Here is a 20,923-nt window from a genome sequence, read left to right on the forward strand (position 1 = left end):
GGTACCTCGGGCGCGGCAGGGCATACGCAGGGTGAACGGAAGGTCAACTAGTCTGGACAGGTGAGGATCGACCTGCATGCCCACTCCAATGTTTCCGACGGCACTGAGAAGCCCGCAGACGTCATGGCTTCCGCTGCCCGCGCCGGCCTGGACGTGGTGGCCCTGACCGACCACGACTCCACCGCGGGCTGGGCTGAAGCATCTGCCGCCGCTGTTGAACAGGGGGTGGCGCTGGTGCCGGGAATGGAGGTTTCCTGCCGCACGGAGGAGGGCATCAGCGTACACCTGCTGAGCTACCTCCACGATCCAAACCATCCCGGGCTCCTGGAGGAGATCACCAAGGCCAAGGACGCCCGCCAGACCCGTGCCGAGCGGATGGTCACCCTGCTGGCGGAGGACTACCCCCTGACGTGGGACGACGTCATCCATCATGTGGCTCCCGGCGCTACGCTGGGGAGGCCCCACATTGCCGACGCCCTGGTGGCCGCGGGTGTGGTGGAGGACCGCTCCGAAGCCTTCGCCTCCATCCTCACTTCACGGTCGCGCTACTTCATCCAGCACTACGCACCCGCTCCGGCCACCGCCGTCGAACTGGTCCGTGCTGCCGGTGGGGTGCCGGTCTTTGCCCATCCCGTGGCCTCCTCGCGGGGTCGCATTGTGGGGGAGCGCGTTTACCAGGAAATGATCGACGCCGGCCTGGCGGGGTTGGAGATCGACCACCGGGACAACCCCGAGGAGGGGAGGGCGTTCCTGCGGCGGCTCGCGGCCAGGCACGACCTGCTCGTCACCGGATCCTCGGACTACCACGGGACCGGCAAGCTCAACCTGCTGGGGGAGAACATCACTGCGCCCGAGGTGCTGGCGCGGATTGAGGAGATGGGGACCGGGACCCCCGTCGTCCGCCCTTGACCCCGCCCCTGGCTAGCTCGGCGGGAAGGACGTGAACCGGGCGTGGGCACCGAGCCGCTGGGCCATGATGTCGATGGCGGGCCGGTTCTGGTCCACGCATACGAACCGTCGGCCCATCTTGGCGGCCACGGCACCGAGGGTTCCGGAACCTGCAAAGAAATCCAGGCACCAGTCGCCGGGCCGGCTTGAGGCCGCCACTACCCGCCGCACCAGGCCCTCCGGCTTTTGCGTGGGATAGCCGGTCTTCTCCTTGCCGGTGGGGGAGACTATGGTGTGCCACCAGACGTCCGTGGGCAGCTTGCCCAGCTCCCGCTTGGCCGGGGTGACCAGGCCTGGCGCCATGTACGGCTCGCGGTCCACCTCGGCACTGTCGAAGTGGTACTTGGTGGGGTTCTTGACGTACACCAAAATGTTGTCGTGCTTGGTGGGCCAGCGGTTCTTGGCCCGGGCCCCGTAGTCGTAGGCCCAGATGATCTCGTTCAGGAAGCACTCGCGGCCGAAGATTGCATCCAGCATCACCTTGGCATAGTGCACCTCACGGTAGTCGAGGTGCAGGTACAAGGTGCCGTTGTCCGCCAGGAGCCGCCACGCCTCCACTAGCCGCGGCTCAAGGAAGGACCAGTAGTCGCTGAACGCATCGTCATAGCGGTGAAGGGCTCCTTTGATCGTGTCGTAGGAGCGTCCCTTGAACCCGACGCGGTCCCCGGTGCCGTCCGCGTTCACCACCATGGTGGTTTGCTGGCGCCGCTGGGCCCGGCCCGTGTTGAACGGAGGATCCACGTAGATCAGTGTGAAGGCGCCGTCCGGCAGCGAAGGGAGGAAATCCGCGTTGTCCGCGTGTACCACCAGGCTGCTGCCGTCCGGCGCCCAGACGGTGTCAGTCATTGAGCGGGTTAAGCCTCGGTGCCTGACTGTGCCGTACCGTCCGCACCTGCAACCACTTCCCCGTTGCGGCGGCGCGTGCGGGTGCGCGTGCGGCGGGTACGTGAGGGCGTCTCGCTGTCTGCGGCGGGGGCATCACCGGCTGCTGCTGCCGCGGGTGCTGCGGCAGAGTCGGAAGTACGACGGCGGCGCTCACCTGAGCGGGCAGCGGAGTCACCGCTGCGGCCGCCTTCGTGCTTGCGGTCCCGTCCGGCACGTTCGCGGCCATCACGCTCGCGTCCACCGCGCTCCCCGGAGCGGCCTGCGTCACGTCCGCCGCGGCTGTTCTTCTTGCCGGTTTCGCCCAGGTCCTCCAGCATTTCGGCGTCAACGCCCGCCAGCGTGCGCTTGTCACGGGGTAGGCGGCCCTTGGTGCCTTCGGGAATGTCCAGGTCCGAGTACAGGTGCGGCGATGAGGAGTACGTTTCCACCGGCTCGGGGACGTTGAGGCCGAGTGCCTTGTTGATCAGCGCCCAGCGGGGTACATCGTCCCAGTCCACGAAGGTGACGGCGGTGCCCTTGTTGCCGGCGCGGCCCGTGCGGCCCACGCGGTGCAGGTAGATCTTCTCGTCTTCAACGCACTGGTAGTTGATGACGTGGGTGACGTCCTCGACGTCGATGCCGCGGGCGGCGACGTCCGTTGCCACGAGCACATCGACCTTGTTGTTGCGGAAAGCCCGCAGTGCCTGCTCGCGGGCACCCTGGCCCAGGTCGCCGTGGATGGCGGCGGCAGCGAAGCCGCGGTCCACCAGTTCCTCGGCAACCTTGGCTGCGGTGCGCTTGGTCTTGGTGAAGATGATGGTGCGTCCGCGTCCCCTTGACTGGAGGATGCGGGCCACCACCTCGATCTTGTCCATGCTGTGCGCACGGTAGATCAGCTGGCGGATGTCGCGCTTGGTCAGGCCTTCATCTTCCGGATCGGCCGCGCGGATATGGGTGGGCTGCGTCATGTAGCGGCGCGCCATGGCGATGACTGGGCCGGGCATGGTAGCGGAGAACAGCAGCGTCTGCCGGACCGCGGGGGTGGCAGCGATCAGGGTTTCGACGTCGGGCAGGAAGCCGAGGTCCAGCATTTCGTCGGCCTCGTCCAGGATGACGATCTTGACGTTCTTCAGGCTCAGGTGCTTCTGCTTGTAGAGGTCGATGAGTCGCCCGGGGGTTCCCACCACTACCTCCACGCCCTTCTTCAGTGCCTCTACCTGGGGCTCGTAAGCGCGTCCGCCGTAGATGGTGGCGATGCGGGCGTTCCGTTTGCGGGAGGCGGTCTGCAGGTCGTTGGCCACCTGCACCGCGAGTTCCCGGGTGGGCACGATAACCAGGGCCTGCGGCGCGCCGGGGACTGCCAGTTTTTCGTAGCCGGGGTCGTCCTGGCCCACCACGCGCTGGAGCGCGGGGATGCCGAAGCCCAGGGTCTTGCCGGTGCCTGTTTTGGCCTGGCCGATGATGTCGTGCCCGGAGAGGGCCACCGGCAGGGTCATGGCCTGGATGGGGAACGGGTGCGTGATTCCGGCGTCGGCCAGGGACTCCACGATGTCTGCGCGCACGTTGTAGTCCGCGAAGGATTTCTCCGCGATCTCGTGGGGCTTCTCATCCGAAATGATGGTTTCTTCCGGCTCAAGGGTCTCGGTGCCGGTCTCGTCGGTCAGAAGCTGGTGGGTGTGCAATTCACTCACGGGGGAGTTTCCTTATTCATTTGGGCCAGGGCGCTGCCTGCTCAACGGAGCGGCTGGGCAGCCGTTCCGGAGCACGCTCGGGCGCGCAAGCAATTCCAGTGGAAGCCGATCGCGGGCTATCTAAATGCTGGCACTGGTGACCAGCGGGTGGTACTCAAGATCGCGTAGGGGCGGGCTTGTTGGTTTCAAATAAGGGAAATCAACGACCGGGCATCCATATCTACCCCTTCAGTCTAGCCGTAAGCGCACGGAATCCCGGCTTTTCCCCGGTGCACGCCGGCAGGCGGAGCAGCCGCCGCGGCTCACTCCGGGGGCAAAACCAGTTCGAAATGGACCTTCCGGGTTGGGATGTCCGAGGAGATGAGGCGGACGCGGACCCTGGTTCCGGCTTCGAGTTCACCAGCGCAACGGGCGGTCACGGCAGGTTCTGCAATCTGGATAATCCCGGAGCCACCGTTGCCGTTGCTGTTTCCATTGCCATTCCGGCCGTTGCCGTTCTTGCCGTTGCCACCGTTGCCGTTCTCTTTTTGCGGCTTTGACCCCGAGATCACCAGGGCATCAAACTCCTGCCCGATGTGGTTGACCAGCAGCGCCGCCTCCACCGTGTCCAGGGCGAGCCGCTCCATGCGGGATGCCAACTGGTCAGAGCCGGCCATGATCTCGGGAAGCGACGGAAGCGCATCGCGGACCCAGCCAGGTACCTCTCCTCCGTTGCTCAGTGCCTCGCAGGTCACCAGTACAAAGCGGTCCACGAGGCGGCGCAGCGGGGCGGTGGTGTGGGCATAAGCGGCGCCGATCGCGGACTGCACGGCATCTTCCGGGACAGTTCCGTCAAAAGCGGTGTAGGCGGCCCCACGGAAAAGCATCCCCGCCGAGTGCAGGATCGCGAGCTGGCGCGGATCGGTGGGGTCAAGGCTGCGCAGGTACTCGCCATAGCTGACCTCACCGTCCCATGGCCTGCCCAGCACCTCCGTCTGCAGCCGGAAGTGGTTCAGGGAACGTTCGTCGGGAGCAGGCATCGTGCGCAGGATCCCCACCTTTCCGGCCAGCATGAGCTGGGCGGCGGCCATCCCGGTCATCAGCGAGATCTGGGCGTTCCAGTCCTCCACCGGCAGCTGCGGGGCAGCGGCGATCCGGTAGCCGCCGTCGGGAAGCTGGACGATCTCCTGGTCCGGCATGTTGAGGCTGGCGCCGTCCCGCGCCCGCTCCAGCTCCACGCGCTTGAGACCCACCTCCTTGAGGAGGAGCAGCACGGCGGACGCGTTGCCGGAGTCCAGCTCCGCCTGCGCACCCTTGTAGCTCATTTTGGCGCGGCTGCGCATCCGGGCGCGCTTTACATCGACGACGGTGACCTCGGCGCCGTCGTCCAGCCTGAAGTCCCACACGAACGCTGAACAGTCCTGCCCCGGCAGGAGGCTTCCGGCGCCTTCGCTGATAACCTCCGGATGCAGGGGGATCCGGCCGTCCGGGGTGTAGAAGGTCTGGCCGCGGCGCCGCGTTTCCGCGTCCAGGGGCCCGCCGGGTGAAACAAAGGCCGGAACATCGGCGATGGCATACAGCACCCGGTAGCCGCTGCCGTCCCGTTCGATGAAGAGCGCCTGGTCCAGGTCGGTGGAGGAGGCGGGATCGATGGTGATGAACTCCACCGCCGTCAGGTCGTAGGCCGGCAGCTGCAGTGCCGACACCGCGGCCTCGGCGTCCCGTACGGCGTCCGCAGGGTATTCGCCCGGCAGCTCAAGCTCTGTCCGAAGCGCACCCAACGCCTCCTCGAGGGCATTCGTGTGCTCGTGGACGTTGGGAGCCAGCCGATGATGTGACACGAAAATCAGACTAGCCCGAATTGTCCGGATAGTGCATGGACCCGGGCCGGGCAGGTGGCCAGTTCCAGCTGGACACTATGCGTGGGCGGCGTCCAGCACCGCGCGGAGGGAACCGGCCGCGGCTGCGGGATCGTCCGCTTCCGTGATTGCCCGCACCACCACTATCCGGGAGGCCCCGGCCTCCACCACCTGTTCCACGTTGCCGTGGTCAATCCCGCCGATGGCGAACCAGGGGACACCGCAGCCGTGCTGTCCTTCGCGGCCTGTTGCCCGCCCAGCAGCTGTGCCGGCAGCTTCGACCCCTGCAGCCGCTGCGGCGGCGTACTTTACGAGGTCAAGCCCGACGGCGGCCCTGCCGGGTTTGGTGGGCGTTGCCCAGAGCGGTCCCACGCAGAAGTAGTCCAGTGCTGCCGTTCCGGCAGCAGCGGCCAGTGCGGCGTCCACCTGCTCCGGACCGTGGCTGGAGAGGCCGATGGCGGCATTGCCGTTGAGCAGCGTCCGGGCTGCCTGCAGGGGCAGGTCCTTCTGGCCAATATGGAACACCGGTGCTCCGGACAACACTGCGATGTCCGCCCGGTCGTTCACCGCCCACAGCCGTCCGTGGCGCAGGGCGGCTTCCTTGAGTACGGCCAGCAGCTCCAGTTCTTCGGCTGCCTCAATGGATTTGTCCCGGAGCTGAATGATGTCAACGCCGCCCTCGAAGGCAGCATCCACGAACTGTTCGAAGTCGCCCCGGTCCCGTCGTGCGTCAGTGCAGAGATAGAGGCGGGCCGCGTGCAGGCTGGAGCTGCCTTCCGCGCTGACAAAGGCGTCGGTGCCGGGGACTGCGGAAGCGGCAGGGGAGTGGGACACATTCATGGGAGCCAGCCTAGTTCCTTTAGACTTGCCTCGTACTGCGGGAGCCGCGGCGGCTGTCATAAAGCGCCAGGCTGAGAGGGCGTCAGAGCCGACCGCTCGACCTGATCCGGCTAATACCGGCGTAGGGAAGGAACAGTCATGACGAGCCACAACCTTAACCAAACCGGTTCCCCAGACCGCCCGGCCCCCGGCTGCACCATTACCGCCGATGTGGCAATAATCGGCGGGGGAGTCATAGGACACAGCATCGCCTGGGAGGCGAAGAGATCCGGCCGGTCGGTGGTGGTCATTGATGATGCTCCGGGCTCGGGTGCCAGCTGGGCTGCAGCAGGGATGCTTGCCCCCGTCAGCGAGCTCCATTACCAGGAGGAGGACCTCCTGGAACTCATGATGGACGCCTCCGCCCGCTGGCCCCGCTTCGCCGCCGACCTCGCCGGTGCTGCCGGCGCCGACCCTGGATACCTTCCGACGCCGACCCTCGCCGTGGGTGCCGACGCCGCAGACAGACAGGCGCTGCTGGACCTGCGCGCCGTCCAGCAGGCCAACGGGCTCACGGTTGAACCCCTCACCATCCGCGAGGCGCGGCGGCGTGAAGCACTGCTGAGCCCGGCCATTGCCTGCGCCCTGGATACCCCGGGGGACCACCAGGTAAATCCCCGGCTGCTGCTGCAGTGCCTTCGCCGTGTTCTCAGCGGGGACTCCGGCGCAACCGGAAGCGGCGCACCCTTCACGGCCGGCGCCGTCGACGGCTATGCCGTGCCGGACAGGGCGGCGGGCCTGCTGTGGCAGGACGGAGCCGTTGCCGGGGTGCACCTGGAGGGCGGGGGGACCGTCCTGGCCCGGGAGACTGTGGTGGCCAACGGACTGCAGGCAGGCGCACTGGCCGGACTGCCTGACGGCCTGCACCTGCCGCTGCGGCCGGTGCACGGGGATATCCTGCGGCTGACGGTGCCCGCGCACCTCCGGCCCCTGGTGACAGCCACGGTCCGAGGGTTGGTCCGAGGCGTTCCGGTCTACATCGTTCCGCGGCAGGACGGCACCGTGGTCATCGGGGCCACCCAGCGGGAGGACGCGCTGGGGCAGGACAGCGGTTCCTCGGCTGGCGCAGTGTCGGCAGGCGGTGTGTACCAGCTTCTCCGGGATGCGCAGGTCCTGGTGCCTGCCGTCGCTGAACTCGAACTGATGGAATGCACGGCCCGCGCGCGGCCCGGCACACCGGACAATGCGCCGCTGCTGGGGAGGGTACCGGCCGGCGGGAGTGCTGGAGGGCGACAGCCTGGGCGGGGCCGGCAAGGCCCTGCAGAACCCCCTAACGTGGAAGGGCTCATCATCGCCACGGGGTTCTTCCGTCACGGCGTCCTGCTCGCCCCCGCCGCGGCCGCGATCTGCCGGGGTCTTCTGGACGGCACGGAGGACCAGCGCTGGGCCGCCTTCAACCCGGCCCGGTTTTCCGGCGGCGCCGCCCGGACTCACCCGCATGCCGCAGGAGCCCTTGCCGGCGCTGCAGGAATGAATACCAAGGAGACAGCATGAACATCACGTTGAATGGAACCGGGCATACCGTGGCTTCGGGCGCCTCAATCACCACTCTGGTCAGCGAGGTGACCGGGCACAGCCTGGCCGCCGACGGCCAGGCCACGGACGGCCGCAAGCTTGGCGTGGCTGTGGCCCACAACGCCCAGGTGGTGCCCCGAAGCCAGTGGTCCGCCACAGCGCTCGCCGAGGGCGACGAGGTCGAACTAGTCACTGCAGTACAGGGAGGCTGACCACCATGACCGACACCCGCGCCATTACCGCCGGCAACCTGCCGGACCTTCAGGACCCGCTCGTGATCGACGGCGTCCACCTGCCGTCGAGGCTCATCATGGGCACCGGCGGAGCCCCCAGCCTGGACGGCCTGGGCGCCGCGCTCCTGGCCTCCGGCACGTCCCTCACCACGGTGGCCATGCGGCGCTATTCGCCCAGCGAGACCGGCTCGCTGTTCCAGCTGCTCGTGGACCACGGCATCCGGGTGCTGCCCAACACCGCGGGGTGCTTCACGGCCCGGGACGCTGTCCTCACCGCCGAACTCGCCCGTGAGGCCCTTGAAACCGACTGGGTGAAGCTGGAGGTCATCGCCGACGAACACACCCTCCTGCCGGACGCTGTTGAGCTCGTGGACGCCACCGAGCAGCTGGTCAACCGGGGATTCAAAGTCTTCGCGTACACCAACGACGACCCCGTCCTGGCGCTCCGGCTCGAGAACCTTGGAGCAACGGCCGTGATGCCTCTTGGAGCTCCCATCGGTACCGGCCTGGGTATCCTTAACCCGCACAACATCGAGCTCATCGTGTCCCGCGCATCCGTTCCGGTGGTGCTGGACGCGGGCATCGGCACGGCCTCCGACGCCGCCCTCGCCATGGAACTGGGATGCGATGCCGTGCTGCTGGCCACCGCGGTGACCCGGGCGCAAAACCCGGCCATGATGGGGGAGGCCTTCAAGCATGCGGTTATCGCCGGCAGGCTGGCCAGGGCCGCCGGCAGGATACCCCGCCGCGAACATGCGTTGGCGTCCTCAGCCATGGAAGGCCGGGCCGAATTCCTCTGACGTCCGGGTTTTCCCTGGATTCCTTAGAGCAGTGGCCGCCGCCCCGGCTGGGGCCGGCGGCCACTGCTTTATTCCTACGTTGCCCGCGTCCTAATGGTCGCCGGTCCTTCCCGGAACCCTATCCGCGGAGGATTGCCGTGAGACGTTCGGTATCCCGGCGTGCACGGGTGCGGCCGAGATAGACGGCAGCGGCTGTTGCCGCCGCAGCTCCCACGACGATGGGCAGGACCCAGGGAACCCAGGTCAGCCCTGGCAGGTAGCCGAAACCGGCGGCCATCAAGATGATCCAGGTCAGTACCGCCGTCACCACGGCAATTCCGGCGGGCAGGCCTGCCCCGTACTTGGCGTGGCGCTTGTCGTTTGCCCAGACAATGAAGCCCGCGGCGGCGGCAGCCAGTACAACGATGGTCAGCGACAGCATGGGTCTCCTTTGGGCTGCTGGCAGGGGCTAGAACTGGCCGAACCCTACGCGCCGGACTTCCTCGGCGCCGATTTCCACATAGCCAAGTGCATTGCCGGGAACAATGATCAGGCGTCCCTTGTCATCCTTCAGGCGCAGCTCGCTGCCTTCGTTGATGGCTTCTCCCACAACCTTGGCCACCGACTCAGCATCCTGGGCTGACTCGAGCACAATCTCGCGGCCAACATTCTGCACGCCGATCTTAATTTCCACAGGGGCCTCCCAGCCAGTCAAAATTCGTTGATGATGTCTTATTTGTAGCCTAGGACTCTTTGGGGAAGCGAGAGATTCCGCGCCAAGCTAAACGGTAGATCAGGTCGCTGGCCACATCGAGGTCCAGGTTGCCGTCCGTTTCAAGCCAGTACCTGGCACTGACCTGCGCCATCCCGGCCAACCCGCGCCCCAGGAGCTGCGCCTCAAGATGGGGAAGCTTTGTGTCCTCCGCGATGACCCTGGCAATGGCGTCGGCGAACGTCCTGTTGAAGGTCTCCAGCCGTGAACTGACATCTGGATCATTGATGAGGTCGGATTCGAAAACCAGCCGGTGGGCCTGGTCATCGTTGGCAATGAACTGGAAGTAGGCACGCATGACGGCCTGGACGCGCTGTTTGTTGTCCGTAGTGGAATTCAGGGCGCCCAGCATGAGCTCGGTCAGGGACGCGAGGTGGCTTTCCAGCAGGGCCAGGTACAGCTCCCGCTTGGACGGGAAGTGCTGGTAGAGGACCGGTTTGCTGACGTGCGCCGTCTCGGCGATCTCGTCCATGGCTGCACCGTGGTAGCCGTTGGCCACGAAGACCTCCTGGGCCGCAGTGAGGAGCTGGGCCCGCCGCTCGTCACGCGGGAGCCGGGCGGACCGTTGGCCTGCCGGACGCGAGGGAGGTTGCGGTTCGGTGGCGGACGGGCGTTCAGCCCGTGCTTCATGGACCACAGTTGTCCTTCTTTCCGTTGCAGTTACCTCCACTTTACTGCGGGGTAATATGACCCGGCGGTATTCCGGGGCATACATTGAAGTATGGCTTCGACATTCACCGCAAATGTTTCAACTGTTGCCCTGGATCCGCTGGTGGAACCGGCAGCTGACCTTACTCCCGAAGAGGTGGAGCGCTACTCACGGCACCTCATCATTCCCGAAATCGGCGCCCTGGGACAGCGGCGGCTCAAGAATGCGAAAGTGCTCGTCATCGGGGCGGGCGGGCTAGGGTCGCCGGCGCTCCTGTACCTGGCCGCCGCGGGAGTGGGAACGCTGGGAATCGTCGACGACGACGCCGTGGACCTCACCAACCTGCAGCGTCAAATTATCCACGGCGTGGCGGATGTGGGCCGGCCCAAAATCGAATCGGCACGCGACGCCATCGCAGAGCTGAATCCGCTGGTTGATGTCCGGCTGCACAACGTCCGGCTGGATGCATCCAACGCACTGGAGCTGTTTGCGGAGTACGACCTCATCCTTGACGGCGCGGACAATTTCGCCACCCGCTACCTGGTCAACGATGCTGCCGCCATCCTGGGGAAGCCCTACGTCTGGGGATCGATCTTCCGTTTTGACGGGCAGGTCAGCGTGTTCTGGGAGAAGCACGGACCCACGTACCGGGACCTGTACCCGGAAGCACCCCCTGCAGGTTCCGTTCCTTCCTGCGGCGAGGGCGGCGTCTTCGGGATGCTGTGCGCTGCGGTGGGATCGCTGATGGTGACGGAGGCAGTCAAGCTGATTACCGGCGTCGGACGTTCCCTGCTGGGCCGCGTGGCGCTGTTCGACGCCCTGGGCGGCAGCTGGCGGGAGATCCGCGTCTCCAAGGACCCGGCCGCGGAGCCGATTACCGAACTGACGGACTACGAAGCTTTCTGCGGAATGGCACCGGCGGAACAGGCGGACATTGAGCACACGGTCACGGCAACCCAGCTGGCCACCATGCTCGCGTCCCGCGAGGCCGGCCTTAAGGACTTCGAGCTGGTCGACGTGCGTGAAGCCGGTGAGTACGACATCGTCCGGATCGACGGGGCGAAGCTTATCCCGCAAGGACGGATCCTGGCGGGGGAGGCGTGGAGTGAACTTCCCCAGGACCGGGACATCGTGTTCCACTGCAAGGCCGGCACCCGCTCGGCCAACGTGCTCGCGGCGGCGCGGAAGGCCGGCTACCAGCGCGTCAGCCATCTCGACGGCGGCATCCTCGCCTGGGTGCGCGAGGTGGAACCCGAAAAGCCTGTCTACTGACCCCCACTGCGACGCTCTCTCACTTAACGAGGGCTTGTAAGCGACGCTCTCTCACTTGACGGGCCCGTTCAAGGAACGCTCTATCACTGCTTTCGTGGGAGTGATGAAGCGTTGCCGGAAAAGCCGCGGGGAGTGATGCGCATCAGGTGATAGAGGGTTGCCGGGAGGGGCGCATCAGGTGAGAGAGCGTTGCCCGGGTGCTGCGGTGGTCAGGCGGTTTCGCGGCCGCGGTGGTCCACCGGGCACTCTGCCTGCGGGGATGCGGCTCCGGGCTGCTCCACCTTGATGCCGTACAGAGCTTCCAAAGCGGCCACATAATCGTCCTGCTGACCGTTGGCGGCAAGCTCCCGGGCACGCACGGTGGGCACGTGGAGAAGCTGCTTCACCATGCGGCGGAGTGCGAACTCGACTTCCTCCGCGGCCGCGGTGCAGCCGTGGCGGGCCCTGACTTTTTCCATCTCTGAGTCAAGGACGTTCATGGTGTGCCGGCGCAGCGCGACAATGGCTGAATCCACGGAACGGGCCTCGCGCTCCTGCTCGAAGGCCTTGGCGGCGCCGCTGACGATGCCGCTTGCCTGGGCCAGCGACTCGGCCTGCTCCTGTGGCGCCGCGAGGCGGACCGACTCAAGGGTCAGCAGTTCAACGCCGTCGAGTTCACCGACGCCCGGATCGAAGTCATGGGTGAGCGCAAGGTCGATGGCAATCAGCGGCTGCGGGGAGTTGGCGCGGACATCGGCCAGTTCATCGGCCTCCACCCTGGTGTCTGAACCGCTGCAGCCGATCATCACGTCTGCCGCTGCCACTGCCGGCCGAAGTGATTCCGCATCCAGGGCAGTGCCTCCGCGGGTGGCAACGAATCCTTCGGCCCGGCCGGAGGAAGAGAAAACCGAGATGTCAGTGCAGCCGCGCTCGCGCAGCAGCGCCATGGTGGCCCCGGCGTAGGCACCGGTCCCGAAGACCACCACCTTCTTGCTGGACCAGTCCGGATTCTCGGAAAGATCCGTAGCCAGGTCCAGGGCGACGGAAACGATGGAAAGGCCGCGTGAACCGAGGGCGGTCTGGGCGCCCACATCTTTGGCGGTCTTCGACGCGGCCTGGAACAGCCGGACCAGGCCGGAGCTTGCCGTACCTTCGTGCTGGGCGGTAATGAGTGCGCGGCGCACCTGGCCGGCGATCTCGCGTTCCCCGACGACGGCGGAGTCAAGGCCGGCGCTGACGGCAAAGAGGTGCTGGCTGACTTCCGGGCCGGTGCGGGTGCTGAACGAACGGGAGACGAGGGGCTCGCTGAGCCCGCTGGCTTCGCTGATCTCTGCGACAAGCGCTGCCCGGGCAGCCTCGACATCGTCCGCGTGCGAAGCTTCGCCGTAAATTTCGTAGCGGTTGCAGGTGGCAAGGACCACCGCACCCGTGACCGCCGGCGATCCGGAGAGAGCGGATGCAGCGATCCCCGAGGAACCGTTGCTCAACTGAGCAACGGTCTCAAGATCGATGTCGGCGTGTGTAGCCACCAATGAAAAAAGAACCACAGCAGCACAATCATAGCTTTTTCGTTACTCGGTAGAACAACTCCCCGGTCCTGCGGGCATAGGCACCGCCTGTGATTCCTGCCACGGCGCGCACGCAGGGGTCGGGGATGACACTTTGTCGTTATCTTTTGGGGCCGTTTTTCGGCACAATCAAAAGCATGACTTCCAGCCCTGCCACGTCCGCTGCCGGCGCCCTCGCTGCAGACCACCCGCTCATGGATGGCCGCACTGCAGATTCCCCGCTGATCACGGCCTACCGCGGAGGCAAGCCTTCCCGCCGCCCTGTCTGGTTCATGCGGCAGGCAGGGCGGTCCCTGCCGGAGTACCTTAAGGTGCGCGAAGGCGTTGCCATGCTGGACTCCTGCCTGCGTCCGGAGCTGGCCTCGGAAATCACGCTCCAGCCCGTCCGCCGCCACGGCGTTGACGCCGGCATCTTCTTCTCCGACATCGTCATTCCGTTGAAGCTGGCGGGCGTCGGCGTAGATATTGTGCCGGGAGTTGGACCCGTCCTGGACACGCCTGTCCGCACGGCCGCGGACGTAGCTGCACTGCCGCAGCTGACCTGGGAATCGCTGGAACCCATCCGCGAAGCTGTACGCCTCACTGTGGCCGAACTCGGCAAAACCCCTTTGATTGGCTTTGCCGGTGCCCCCTTCACCCTGGCGGCCTACATGGTGGAGGGCCAGCCCTCCCGCGACCACCTGGGCCCGCGCACCATGATGCACGCCGACCCGGAAACCTGGACAGCCCTGGCCAACTGGGCCGCCGATGCCTCCGGGATGTTCCTGCAGGCACAGCTTGAGGCCGGCGCCTCCGCTGCCCAGCTCTTCGACTCCTGGGCCGGTTCCCTGGGCCTGGCGGACTACACCAAATACGTGGCCCCGGCGTCCACGCGCGCCCTGGATCACGTACGGCATCTCGGCGCGCCGCTGATCCACTTCGGCACCGGCACGTCCGAGCTCCTTGTGGCCATGCGCGACGTGGGGGTGGATGTGGTTGGCGTCGACTACCGGCTTCCGCTTGATGAGGCAAACCGCCGCCTGAGCGGCACGGTGCCGCTGCAGGGCAACATCGATCCCGCCCTGCTGCCCGCGCCCTGGGAAATCCTGGAAGCACACGTGCGCGACGTCCTTACCGCAGGTGCCGCGGCTCCGGGGCATGTGGTGAACCTCGGCCACGGTGTTCCCCCGGAGACGGACCCCGCGGTCCTGACCCGCGTGGTGGAGCTCATCCACTCCATCGCCCCGGAGTAGGCCGGTGGGCAGCCAGACGGCAAAAGCCGGAACCGCCCTGGTGCTGGGCGGGGGGATATCAGGCCTGCTGTCAGCACGGGAACTTGCTGCCGCCGGACACACGGTCACCGTCCTTGAAGCCGGACGGGAATGGGGCGGCTGCGTGGGAAGCCACACTGTGGCCGGGCTGACCCTCGACAGTGGCGCAGAATCATTCGCTACCCGGTCTGATGCAGTGGAGAAGCTCGCAGCCGAACTTGGCCTCGCCGACAGGATCGTTCCGCCGCGGCCCGGGGGAGCCTGGGTGCAGTTGCCGGACGGCCCGCGCGAACTGCCTAGGACCGGCGTCCTGGGTATCCCGGCAAATCCCTGGGACCCAGAAGTCCGCCGCACCCTCGGGCTTGTGGGTTCCCTCCGGGCGTCCCTGGACAGGCTCCTGCCCGCTTCGGTGGGCACAGCTGCGGACATCATCAGCGTCTCAGCCCTTGTCAGGGCCCGGATGGGCGCCCGGGTCCTGGAGCGGCTGGTGGCTCCGGTGGTGGGCGGCGTCCACTCCGCAGATCCCGGACTGCTCGACGTCGACATGGTGGCGCCCGGGCTGCGGGACGGGCTGCGGCGCCACGGCTCCCTGGCCGCCGCTGTCTCTGCCCAGCGGCGTGCATCCGGCGGACCGCCGGTCCGCAGCGGCGCCGATCCCGTGCCCGCCGGTCCTGCCAAGGCAGGCTCCGCCGTCGCCGGACTGGAAGGCGGGATGCATACCCTCGTCACTGCGCTCGTCGCCGACCTTCGCGGGCGGGGGGTGACGCTCCTTCCCGCTGCACCCGCCATCTCTGTTGCCCGTACCCAGGAGGGGTGGCGTGTCAGCTCAGCCGGAGAGACGTTCGACGCCGGCCGGCTGGTGGTGGCAGTGGACGGTCCGGCCGCCGTCGGACTGCTTGAGGAGGCGATACCCGCCTTGAAGGGAAAACGCCCCACGCCGGGTCCGGACGTCAAGCTCGTCACGCTGGTACTGGACAAGCCCGAACTGGATCGGCGGCCCCGCGGCACAGGCATCCTGGTGGCACCGCAGGTTCCCGGTATCGAAGCAAAGGCACTGACCCATGCCACCGGCAAATGGGATTGGCTGGCAGCGGCGGCCGGACCTGGGCGGCATGTTGTCCGGCTGTCCTATGGGCGGATAGACGGGGCGGGAGAGCAGCCCGGCGGCCCGGAGACGGATGAAGAATTGCTGGCCGCGTCCCTCCGGGACGCGCAGGCCCTGCTGACGGTCCCCATATCGCGGGAGGACGTGCTGGACTGGGACGTTGTCCGGTGGCGGGGCTCCCTGCCATTTGCCGCCGTGGGGCACAAGTCCCGCGTGGCCGGCATTCGAAAGTCCTGCGCGGCGGCTGGCAACCTGACCGTGGTGGGAGGCTGGGTGGCGGGCAACGGGCTGGCAGCCGTGGTGTCGGACACCCGGGAACAGATCAGAGAGCTCGTCAGCTGAGAGTTTCCGCTGGTCAACGGCGGAATAGCTCACACATGCCCTGCCGGCCTGCAGCCCCACCGGGGAGTGCCGGCTTTCATTTCGGCCGGCGGTCTGGTTAGGGTCGATGACTATGGCTAAACACAGGTCCGAACTTTCCATGTCCCGGACCGGTATCCATGGGGGAGTCCGCCGCGGCACTGCAGCTGCGGCGGTCGGAGCGGTACTGGTCCTTGCAGCAGGCGTCCCGGCGTCCCAGGGTGACGAGGGGAAACCCACTGTCAGCGGCAACTCCGCCTCCGCGAGGCAGGACGCCCCCGGCCAGAAGCGGGACAGCAAGGAAGCAAAGGACAAGGCTGCCAAGCCTTCCCGGAAGACGGCCGCCCCTTCTCCTGTTCCAGAACAGACGCCACCGGCTACAGCCCTCTCAGTTCCGACGGCGCTGCTCCCGGCGGTCAAAGCTTCGTCCTCCACCGCGGCTCCCGCGACCAGCCCCGCCGCATCAACACCGTCCGGGCCCGCGCTCCCGGTACCGGCGCCGTCGGAGACGCTGGTACCCACCGCTCCTGCAGCCAACGTTCCCCTGCCTTCCGTCACCCTTGGGGCCCAACAATCCCCGTCCGGGCGTACTGCCACTGCCGCCCCCGCCGCGGAATCACCGGCGGAGGGCACGCCTGCAGTTGGGGCCTCGGTGCCGTCAAGTGCACCCCGTGTGCAGTCCTCCGCTGGAACCGGGACCAGCCCAGCAGAGGCCGGGCAGTCCACTGCGGGCCAATCCAGCACTGGCCACGAGACCACGGGAACAGCAGCTGTTCCGGGAACTGCTGCCGGTCAATCGAATGCGGACGGACAGAAAGTTGCCCCGTCTGAGCTGCCGGCGCCGGCGGCCGGAACGCCGTCTTCCACCACTCCAAAGCGACAGACCGGACACACTCCGCGTGCGGCAGGCATCCCGCGGAGCAGCGGGCAAAACGTTGCATCTTTCTCAAGCGCACAGGCCGGGCTGCACAGCGGAACGATCGGGCTCGGCGTGGGGCTGGTGGGCGTAGCTGCCGCCGCAGGCGCGGCCTACCTCCGCATCCGGAAACCCTAGTCTGGCTGCCGCGGGGGACCGGAAGCCGGGGATGTGGACGGGCGCGCTGTGACGTTTACCACTTCTACCGATTGTAGAAGTGGTAAGTTTCGACTTGACGGGTACTAAGGGGCAAACTTGTAACCATGAGCCACACTTCTGCCGAATCTGTCACTAAAACCGAAGAACGAGCCGAGCAGTTTTTCACCCTCTGGACGGTATTCAAGCGCTCCGATACCCTGATCCGCAGTGCCGATGCCGCCACTGATTTCGAGGCCCTGCTGGAACGGCTTGCCCAGTCCGGCGTGACGCACCGCGGCAGCTACGACGTCTCCGCCATGCGGGCCGATGCAGACGTAATGGTGTGGCTCCATGGGCCCAAGCCGGAAGCCCTGCAGCAGGCAATCCGCGATATCCGCCGCAGCACCCTTTTTGCCGGGACTGAAATCGTCTGGTCAGCCATGGGCGTGCACCGCGAGGCCGAGTTCGCCAAGAACCACACCCCCGCCTATTCCCGCGGTGTCGCGCCGGCGGAATGGCTGTGTGTCTACCCGTTCGTCCGCTCCTATGAGTGGTACATCCTGCCGGAGGAAGAACGGGGCGCAATGCTTCGTGAGCATGGCCTCCTGGGCCGGGAGTTCCCGCAGGTCATTTCCAACACGGTTTCTTCCTTCGCGTTGGGCGACTGGGAATGGATCCTGGGCCTTGAGGCGCCCGAGCTCGTGGACCTCGTGGACCTGATGCGCCACCTGCGCAACACCGAGGCCCGCAACCACGTCCGTGAGGAAGTCCCCTTCTACACCGGACGCCGGATCTCCGCTGCAGAGGTAGCCGAGGTGCTCGCATGAGCCAGCCAGGACAGCAGGTCGCGGTCAGCATGGCCGTGAACCCCGTGACCGAAGCCGGACGGATGGCTCCCAAGAAGTACGACGCCGTCCTTCTCGCCTCCTTCGGCGGGCCGGAAGGCCAGGAGGACGTCATCCCGTTCCTCCGGAACGTCACCCGCGGCCGGGGCATCCCGGACGAGCGGCTTGAAGAGGTATCGCACCACTACCGGGCCAATGGCGGCATCAGCCCCATCAACCAGCAGAACCGCGAGCTCAAGGCCGCCCTGGAGGCCGAGCTCGCCGCCCGGGGCATCAACCTGCCGGTGCTCTGGGGCAACCGCAACTGGGCTCCCTACATTCCGCAGACCCTGCAGGATGCATACGACGCCGGCCACCGCCGCCTGCTGATGCTTACCACGAGTGCCTACTCGTGTTACTCCAGCTGCCGCCAGTACCGCGAGGACGTCGGCATGGCCCTGACGGAAACCGGACTCGACGGCCGGCTCGAAGTGGACAAGGTGCGCCAGTACTTCGACCACCCCGGCTTCGTGGAGCCCTTCATCGAGGGTACTGCTGCGGGCCTGGCGGAAGTGCAGGCGAAGCTGGCCGCCGCAGGCACCCCCGATGCACCGGTCCAGGTCCTGTTCGCCACGCACTCCATCCCCACCCGGGATGCGGAAGCAGCAGGCCGTTCCGATGGCGAACCCCGGGAATTCGAAGAGGGCTCGGCCTACGTTGCCCAGCACCTGGCCGCCGCTGCGGCCGTCATGCAGAGGGTGGAAGAGGAATCAGGCATGACTGCCCCTTGGTCCCTGGTGTACCAGTCGAGGTCCGGTGCACCGCACGTGCCGTGGCTCGAACCGGACATCAATGATGCCATCGAGGAACTGGCCGGCAACGGCGTCGGAGGCATTGTCATCGTGCCGCTGGGCTTCGTCAGTGACCACATGGAAGTTGTCTGGGACCTGGACACCGAGGCTCTGGAAACCTGCGCCAACCTTGGACTCGCCGCCACCCGGGTCCCCACACCCGGCACCCACCGCACATTCGTGAACGGCCTGGTGGACCTGATCTCGGAACGTACCGTGGCCAACAACATCGGTGACCGCCCGGCCGTAACCGCTCTCGGCCCTTGGTACGACGTCTGCCGGCCGGGCTGCTGCGCGAACTTCCGCGGTGAAAAGCCAACCATCGCCGGGGCTGACACCACCGTGGGAACCGGCCACGACCCCTACCCCGGTGAAGAAGCCGGGGCCGGGCAGCCTGCGCCTGCTGCGGGAGCGCCGCAGCAGTGACGGTCCGCATCGGTACCCGGGCCAGCAAGCTCGCGCTCACCCAGACGCAGCAGACCGCGGACCAGCTGGCCGCCGTCGGAGGCTTTCCGGTGGAGCTCGTGCACATCAAAAGCGATGGCGACGTCCTCACCGGCTCCCTGTCCCAGATGGGCGGTACCGGCGTCTTCGTTGCCGCCCTGCGTGACGCGCTCCTGCGGAATGAATGCGATGTTGCGATCCACTCGCTCAAGGACCTGCCCACCGGGTTGGCGGTGGGGCTCAGCCTGGCGGCCACCCCGCGGCGGGTGGACGTCCGTGATGTCCTGTGCGCCCGCGATGGACTGAAGCTGGCAGAACTGCCACGCAACGCAAAGGTGGGCACCGGATCGCCCCGGCGGGCAGCCCAGCTTCGCAGCGCCCGGCCGGACCTGGACATCGTGGATATCCGCGGCAACGTGGACACGCGGCTGGGCCGGGTACCGGGGCTGCCCGGCAACCCAACCACCGAGGTGGTTACGGGCAAGTCCTGCGACCTGGATGCCGTGGTGCTTGCCGCCGCAGGCCTGGAGCGGATCAACAGGCTGGACGCCGTCACTGAGTTCCTGGACACGGACATTATGCTGCCCGCCGCGGGACAGGGGTCGCTCGCCATTGAGTGCCGCACTGCCGACGCCCCGCCAAGGGCAGGATCGGCCGAAGGTTCACGGGAAGTCCTTGCACAGGCCCTCGCCGCCCTTGACGACCCCGACACCCGGCTGGCGGTCACCGCCGAACGTGCCCTCCTGGCAAGGCTTGAAGCCGGCTGCGCAGCTCCCGTGGGGGCCTACGCCTACCGGAAAGGCAGCCTGCTGCATCTTGAAGCGGTGGTATGTGCCGTTGATGGCACAGCGTCGGTACGGGACAAGCGCGCCACCGACGGACTGACGGAAGTGGGTGCCACGCTGCTGGGCATCGAACTGGCCGAGGTGCTCCTCGCCGCCGGCGCTGCCGATATCGCGGACCTGCAGGCTTCCTGATTCCGCCGATGCCAATCCCTACCCCGCCAGCCCGGCCTTCCGGTACAGGGCGCCAGTAGAATGCAGGGCCAGGTTCCGTCGCCGCGGCAGCCGTTGGCCGGTGCCCGCGTACTGGTCACGCGCAGCCCGGAACGCTCGCTGGAACTGGTTGCCGCGCTGGGCAGTGCGGGTGCCGAGGTCCTGCTGCTGCCCCTGATCGACTTCGAGCGCGCCCCGGACCAGCACTCGCTCGACCTCGCCTGCGACGCCCTCGGTGCGGGGGCCTTCGACTGGCTGGTGGCCAGCAGCGCCACCACGGTCCACGTGCTTGCAGACAAGGCCGCCGAACGGGGACTGACGCTGCCCCGGTGGATTCCGAAGGCTACCCGCATCGCAGCCGTAGGGGCGGCAACGCGCCGGCAGTTGGAGGACCGCGGGTTGGCGGTGGCGTTGACCCCCGGGGAGGACCAGTCCGCTGAAGGCCTGCTTGCTGCCTGGCCTGACGGAGCCGGCACGGTCCTCCTGCCCCAGGCGGACATTGCGTCCCCGCGCCTTGCGGAGGGACTGGAAGCTGCAGGCAGCAGCGTTACTGTCGTGACCGCCTACCGGACCGTCGACTACCCGGCGGCAGCGGAGCGCAGGCTGGCCATCCCGGCGGAGGACGGGGGAGAAGGGGTGCACCCGCCGTCGTACTCATTGCTGACCCCTGCAGCCGCCGCTGCGGAACTGGCAGCGGGGCGGATCGATGCAGTGATCGCCGCCTCGCCGAGTGCCGCACGGCGCATCCACGGACTTTCCCCGCTGCACGGCTGCCGCTTCGTGGCCATCGGACGGTCGACGGCGTACCAGGCTTCCGTCCTCGGCATTCCCGTGGCTGCCATCGCGGCCGAGCCTTCCACGGAAGGGCTTGTTGCCGCCGCTGCAGCGGCACTCGTCCCGGAAGCGGTGGCAGGCCTCGAACCTTCAGCGGGGGCCGCGCCAAGACCCCTGGTGAAACCGTTGCCGCGGCCGGGGCCCCTTCCGCCCTGACCAGGAGCGCAGCTCCCGCCACCGCTTCAGCCGAACTTCCCGACACCAACGCGAAGGACAGAC

20 protein-coding genes and 1 riboswitch are annotated in these 20,923 nt (G+C 67.1%); of the genes, 12 read left to right on the forward strand and 8 right to left on the reverse strand.

From position 1 onward, the window contains the following. Positions 1–60: 60 nt before the first annotated feature. On the forward strand, positions 61–909 hold the full coding sequence (locus tag FDW81_RS00515) for a PHP domain-containing protein (RefSeq protein ID WP_138132034.1): 849 nt from the start codon (positions 61–63) through the stop codon (positions 907–909). Between the two features lie 12 nt (positions 910–921). Here the strand turns inward: FDW81_RS00515 and FDW81_RS00520 are convergent, their stop codons facing one another. The 4 genes from FDW81_RS00520 to thiE form a co-directional block, all read right to left on the reverse strand. Next, positions 922–1,794, reverse strand: coding sequence for a site-specific DNA-methyltransferase (locus FDW81_RS00520; RefSeq protein WP_138132036.1), 873 nt, complete (start codon positions 1,792–1,794; stop codon positions 922–924). Positions 1,795–1,802: 8 nt separating this feature from the next. Further along, positions 1,803–3,503 (reverse strand): DEAD/DEAH box helicase, encoded by a 1,701-nt coding sequence (locus tag FDW81_RS00525; protein ID WP_138132038.1) that lies wholly within the window; start codon positions 3,501–3,503, stop codon positions 1,803–1,805. A gap of 302 nt (positions 3,504–3,805) precedes the next feature. After that, positions 3,806–5,323 carry an RNB domain-containing ribonuclease gene (locus tag FDW81_RS00530; protein ID WP_138132040.1) on the reverse strand — a complete coding sequence of 506 codons (1,518 nt, stop codon included), beginning with the start codon at positions 5,321–5,323 and terminating at the stop codon, positions 3,806–3,808. A 75-nt stretch (positions 5,324–5,398) separates the two neighbouring features. Further along, positions 5,399–6,181 carry a thiamine phosphate synthase gene (thiE, locus tag FDW81_RS00535; RefSeq protein WP_138132042.1) on the reverse strand — a complete coding sequence of 261 codons (783 nt, stop codon included), beginning with the start codon at positions 6,179–6,181 and terminating at the stop codon, positions 5,399–5,401. 27 nt (positions 6,182–6,208) lie between these two features. Next, a riboswitch (TPP riboswitch) is annotated at positions 6,209–6,327 on the forward strand. Here thiE and FDW81_RS00540 point away from each other — a divergent pair. The 3 genes from FDW81_RS00540 to FDW81_RS00550 all read left to right on the forward strand — a co-directional run bounded on the left by FDW81_RS00540 (position 6,320) and on the right by FDW81_RS00550 (position 8,768). Then, positions 6,320–7,714, forward strand: a complete 1,395-nt coding sequence (locus FDW81_RS00540) for an FAD-dependent oxidoreductase (RefSeq protein WP_138132044.1) — start codon at positions 6,320–6,322, stop codon at positions 7,712–7,714. It overlaps the preceding riboswitch by 8 nt. Further along, entirely contained in the window at positions 7,711–7,947 is a 237-nt protein-coding gene (gene thiS, locus FDW81_RS00545; protein WP_138132046.1) for a sulfur carrier protein ThiS, read from the forward strand. Before FDW81_RS00540 ends, thiS begins: the two co-directional genes overlap by 4 nt. Positions 7,948–7,952: 5 nt before the next feature. Continuing rightward, complete coding sequence (locus FDW81_RS00550; protein ID WP_138132048.1) at positions 7,953–8,768, forward strand: thiazole synthase; 816 nt, start codon at positions 7,953–7,955, stop codon at positions 8,766–8,768. A 118-nt stretch (positions 8,769–8,886) separates the two neighbouring features. Here FDW81_RS00550 and FDW81_RS00555 read toward each other — a convergent pair whose 3' ends face one another. Genes FDW81_RS00555 through FDW81_RS00565 form a run of 3 tightly spaced genes read right to left on the reverse strand, consistent with a single transcriptional unit; the run spans position 8,887 to position 10,156 of the window. Next, the gene (locus FDW81_RS00555) at positions 8,887–9,189 is read right to left on the reverse strand and encodes a hypothetical protein (RefSeq protein ID WP_138132050.1); all 303 of its coding nucleotides are present in this window, start codon (positions 9,187–9,189) and stop codon (positions 8,887–8,889) included. Positions 9,190–9,216: 27 nt separating this feature from the next. After that, positions 9,217–9,441, reverse strand: coding sequence for a DUF3107 domain-containing protein (locus FDW81_RS00560; protein ID WP_138132052.1), 225 nt, complete (start codon positions 9,439–9,441; stop codon positions 9,217–9,219). Between the two features lie 49 nt (positions 9,442–9,490). Further along, entirely contained in the window at positions 9,491–10,156 is a 666-nt protein-coding gene (locus FDW81_RS00565) for a TetR/AcrR family transcriptional regulator (RefSeq protein WP_138132054.1), read from the reverse strand. An 84-nt stretch (positions 10,157–10,240) separates the two neighbouring features. Between FDW81_RS00565 and moeB the strand changes: the two genes are divergently transcribed. Beyond that, complete coding sequence (gene moeB / locus FDW81_RS00570) at positions 10,241–11,440, forward strand: molybdopterin-synthase adenylyltransferase MoeB (protein ID WP_138132056.1); 1,200 nt, start codon at positions 10,241–10,243, stop codon at positions 11,438–11,440. A gap of 209 nt (positions 11,441–11,649) precedes the next feature. Here moeB and FDW81_RS00575 read toward each other — a convergent pair whose 3' ends face one another. Continuing rightward, entirely contained in the window at positions 11,650–12,966 is a 1,317-nt protein-coding gene (locus FDW81_RS00575; protein ID WP_138132058.1) for a glutamyl-tRNA reductase, read from the reverse strand. Between the two features lie 158 nt (positions 12,967–13,124). Between FDW81_RS00575 and hemE the strand changes: the two genes are divergently transcribed. From hemE to FDW81_RS00610, 7 genes are all read left to right on the forward strand, one after another. Further along, a complete protein-coding gene (hemE, locus tag FDW81_RS00580) occupies positions 13,125–14,219 on the forward strand; it encodes a uroporphyrinogen decarboxylase (RefSeq protein ID WP_138132060.1) in 1,095 nt (364 codons plus the stop codon). A 4-nt stretch (positions 14,220–14,223) separates the two neighbouring features. Then, the gene (gene hemG / locus FDW81_RS00585; RefSeq protein ID WP_138132062.1) at positions 14,224–15,684 is read left to right on the forward strand and encodes a protoporphyrinogen oxidase; all 1,461 of its coding nucleotides are present in this window, start codon (positions 14,224–14,226) and stop codon (positions 15,682–15,684) included. A 112-nt stretch (positions 15,685–15,796) separates the two neighbouring features. Next, positions 15,797–16,756, forward strand: a complete 960-nt coding sequence (locus tag FDW81_RS00590) for a hypothetical protein (RefSeq protein ID WP_138132064.1) — start codon at positions 15,797–15,799, stop codon at positions 16,754–16,756. Positions 16,757–16,881: 125 nt separating this feature from the next. Next, positions 16,882–17,583 carry a hydrogen peroxide-dependent heme synthase gene (hemQ, locus tag FDW81_RS00595; RefSeq protein ID WP_138132066.1) on the forward strand — a complete coding sequence of 234 codons (702 nt, stop codon included), beginning with the start codon at positions 16,882–16,884 and terminating at the stop codon, positions 17,581–17,583. Beyond that, positions 17,580–18,857 (forward strand): ferrochelatase, encoded by a 1,278-nt coding sequence (locus FDW81_RS00600; RefSeq protein ID WP_138132068.1) that lies wholly within the window; start codon positions 17,580–17,582, stop codon positions 18,855–18,857. Before hemQ ends, FDW81_RS00600 begins: the two co-directional genes overlap by 4 nt. Then, entirely contained in the window at positions 18,854–19,852 is a 999-nt protein-coding gene (gene hemC, locus FDW81_RS00605) for a hydroxymethylbilane synthase (RefSeq protein ID WP_138132070.1), read from the forward strand. Before FDW81_RS00600 ends, hemC begins: the two co-directional genes overlap by 4 nt. Before the next feature lie 60 nt (positions 19,853–19,912). Continuing rightward, complete coding sequence (locus FDW81_RS00610) at positions 19,913–20,860, forward strand: uroporphyrinogen-III synthase (RefSeq protein WP_138132072.1); 948 nt, start codon at positions 19,913–19,915, stop codon at positions 20,858–20,860. Positions 20,861–20,923: the final 63 nt, after the last annotated feature.

The sequence above is a fragment of the Pseudarthrobacter sp. NamB4 genome (assembly GCF_005796185.1).
Lineage (GTDB): Bacteria > Actinomycetota > Actinomycetes > Actinomycetales > Micrococcaceae > Arthrobacter.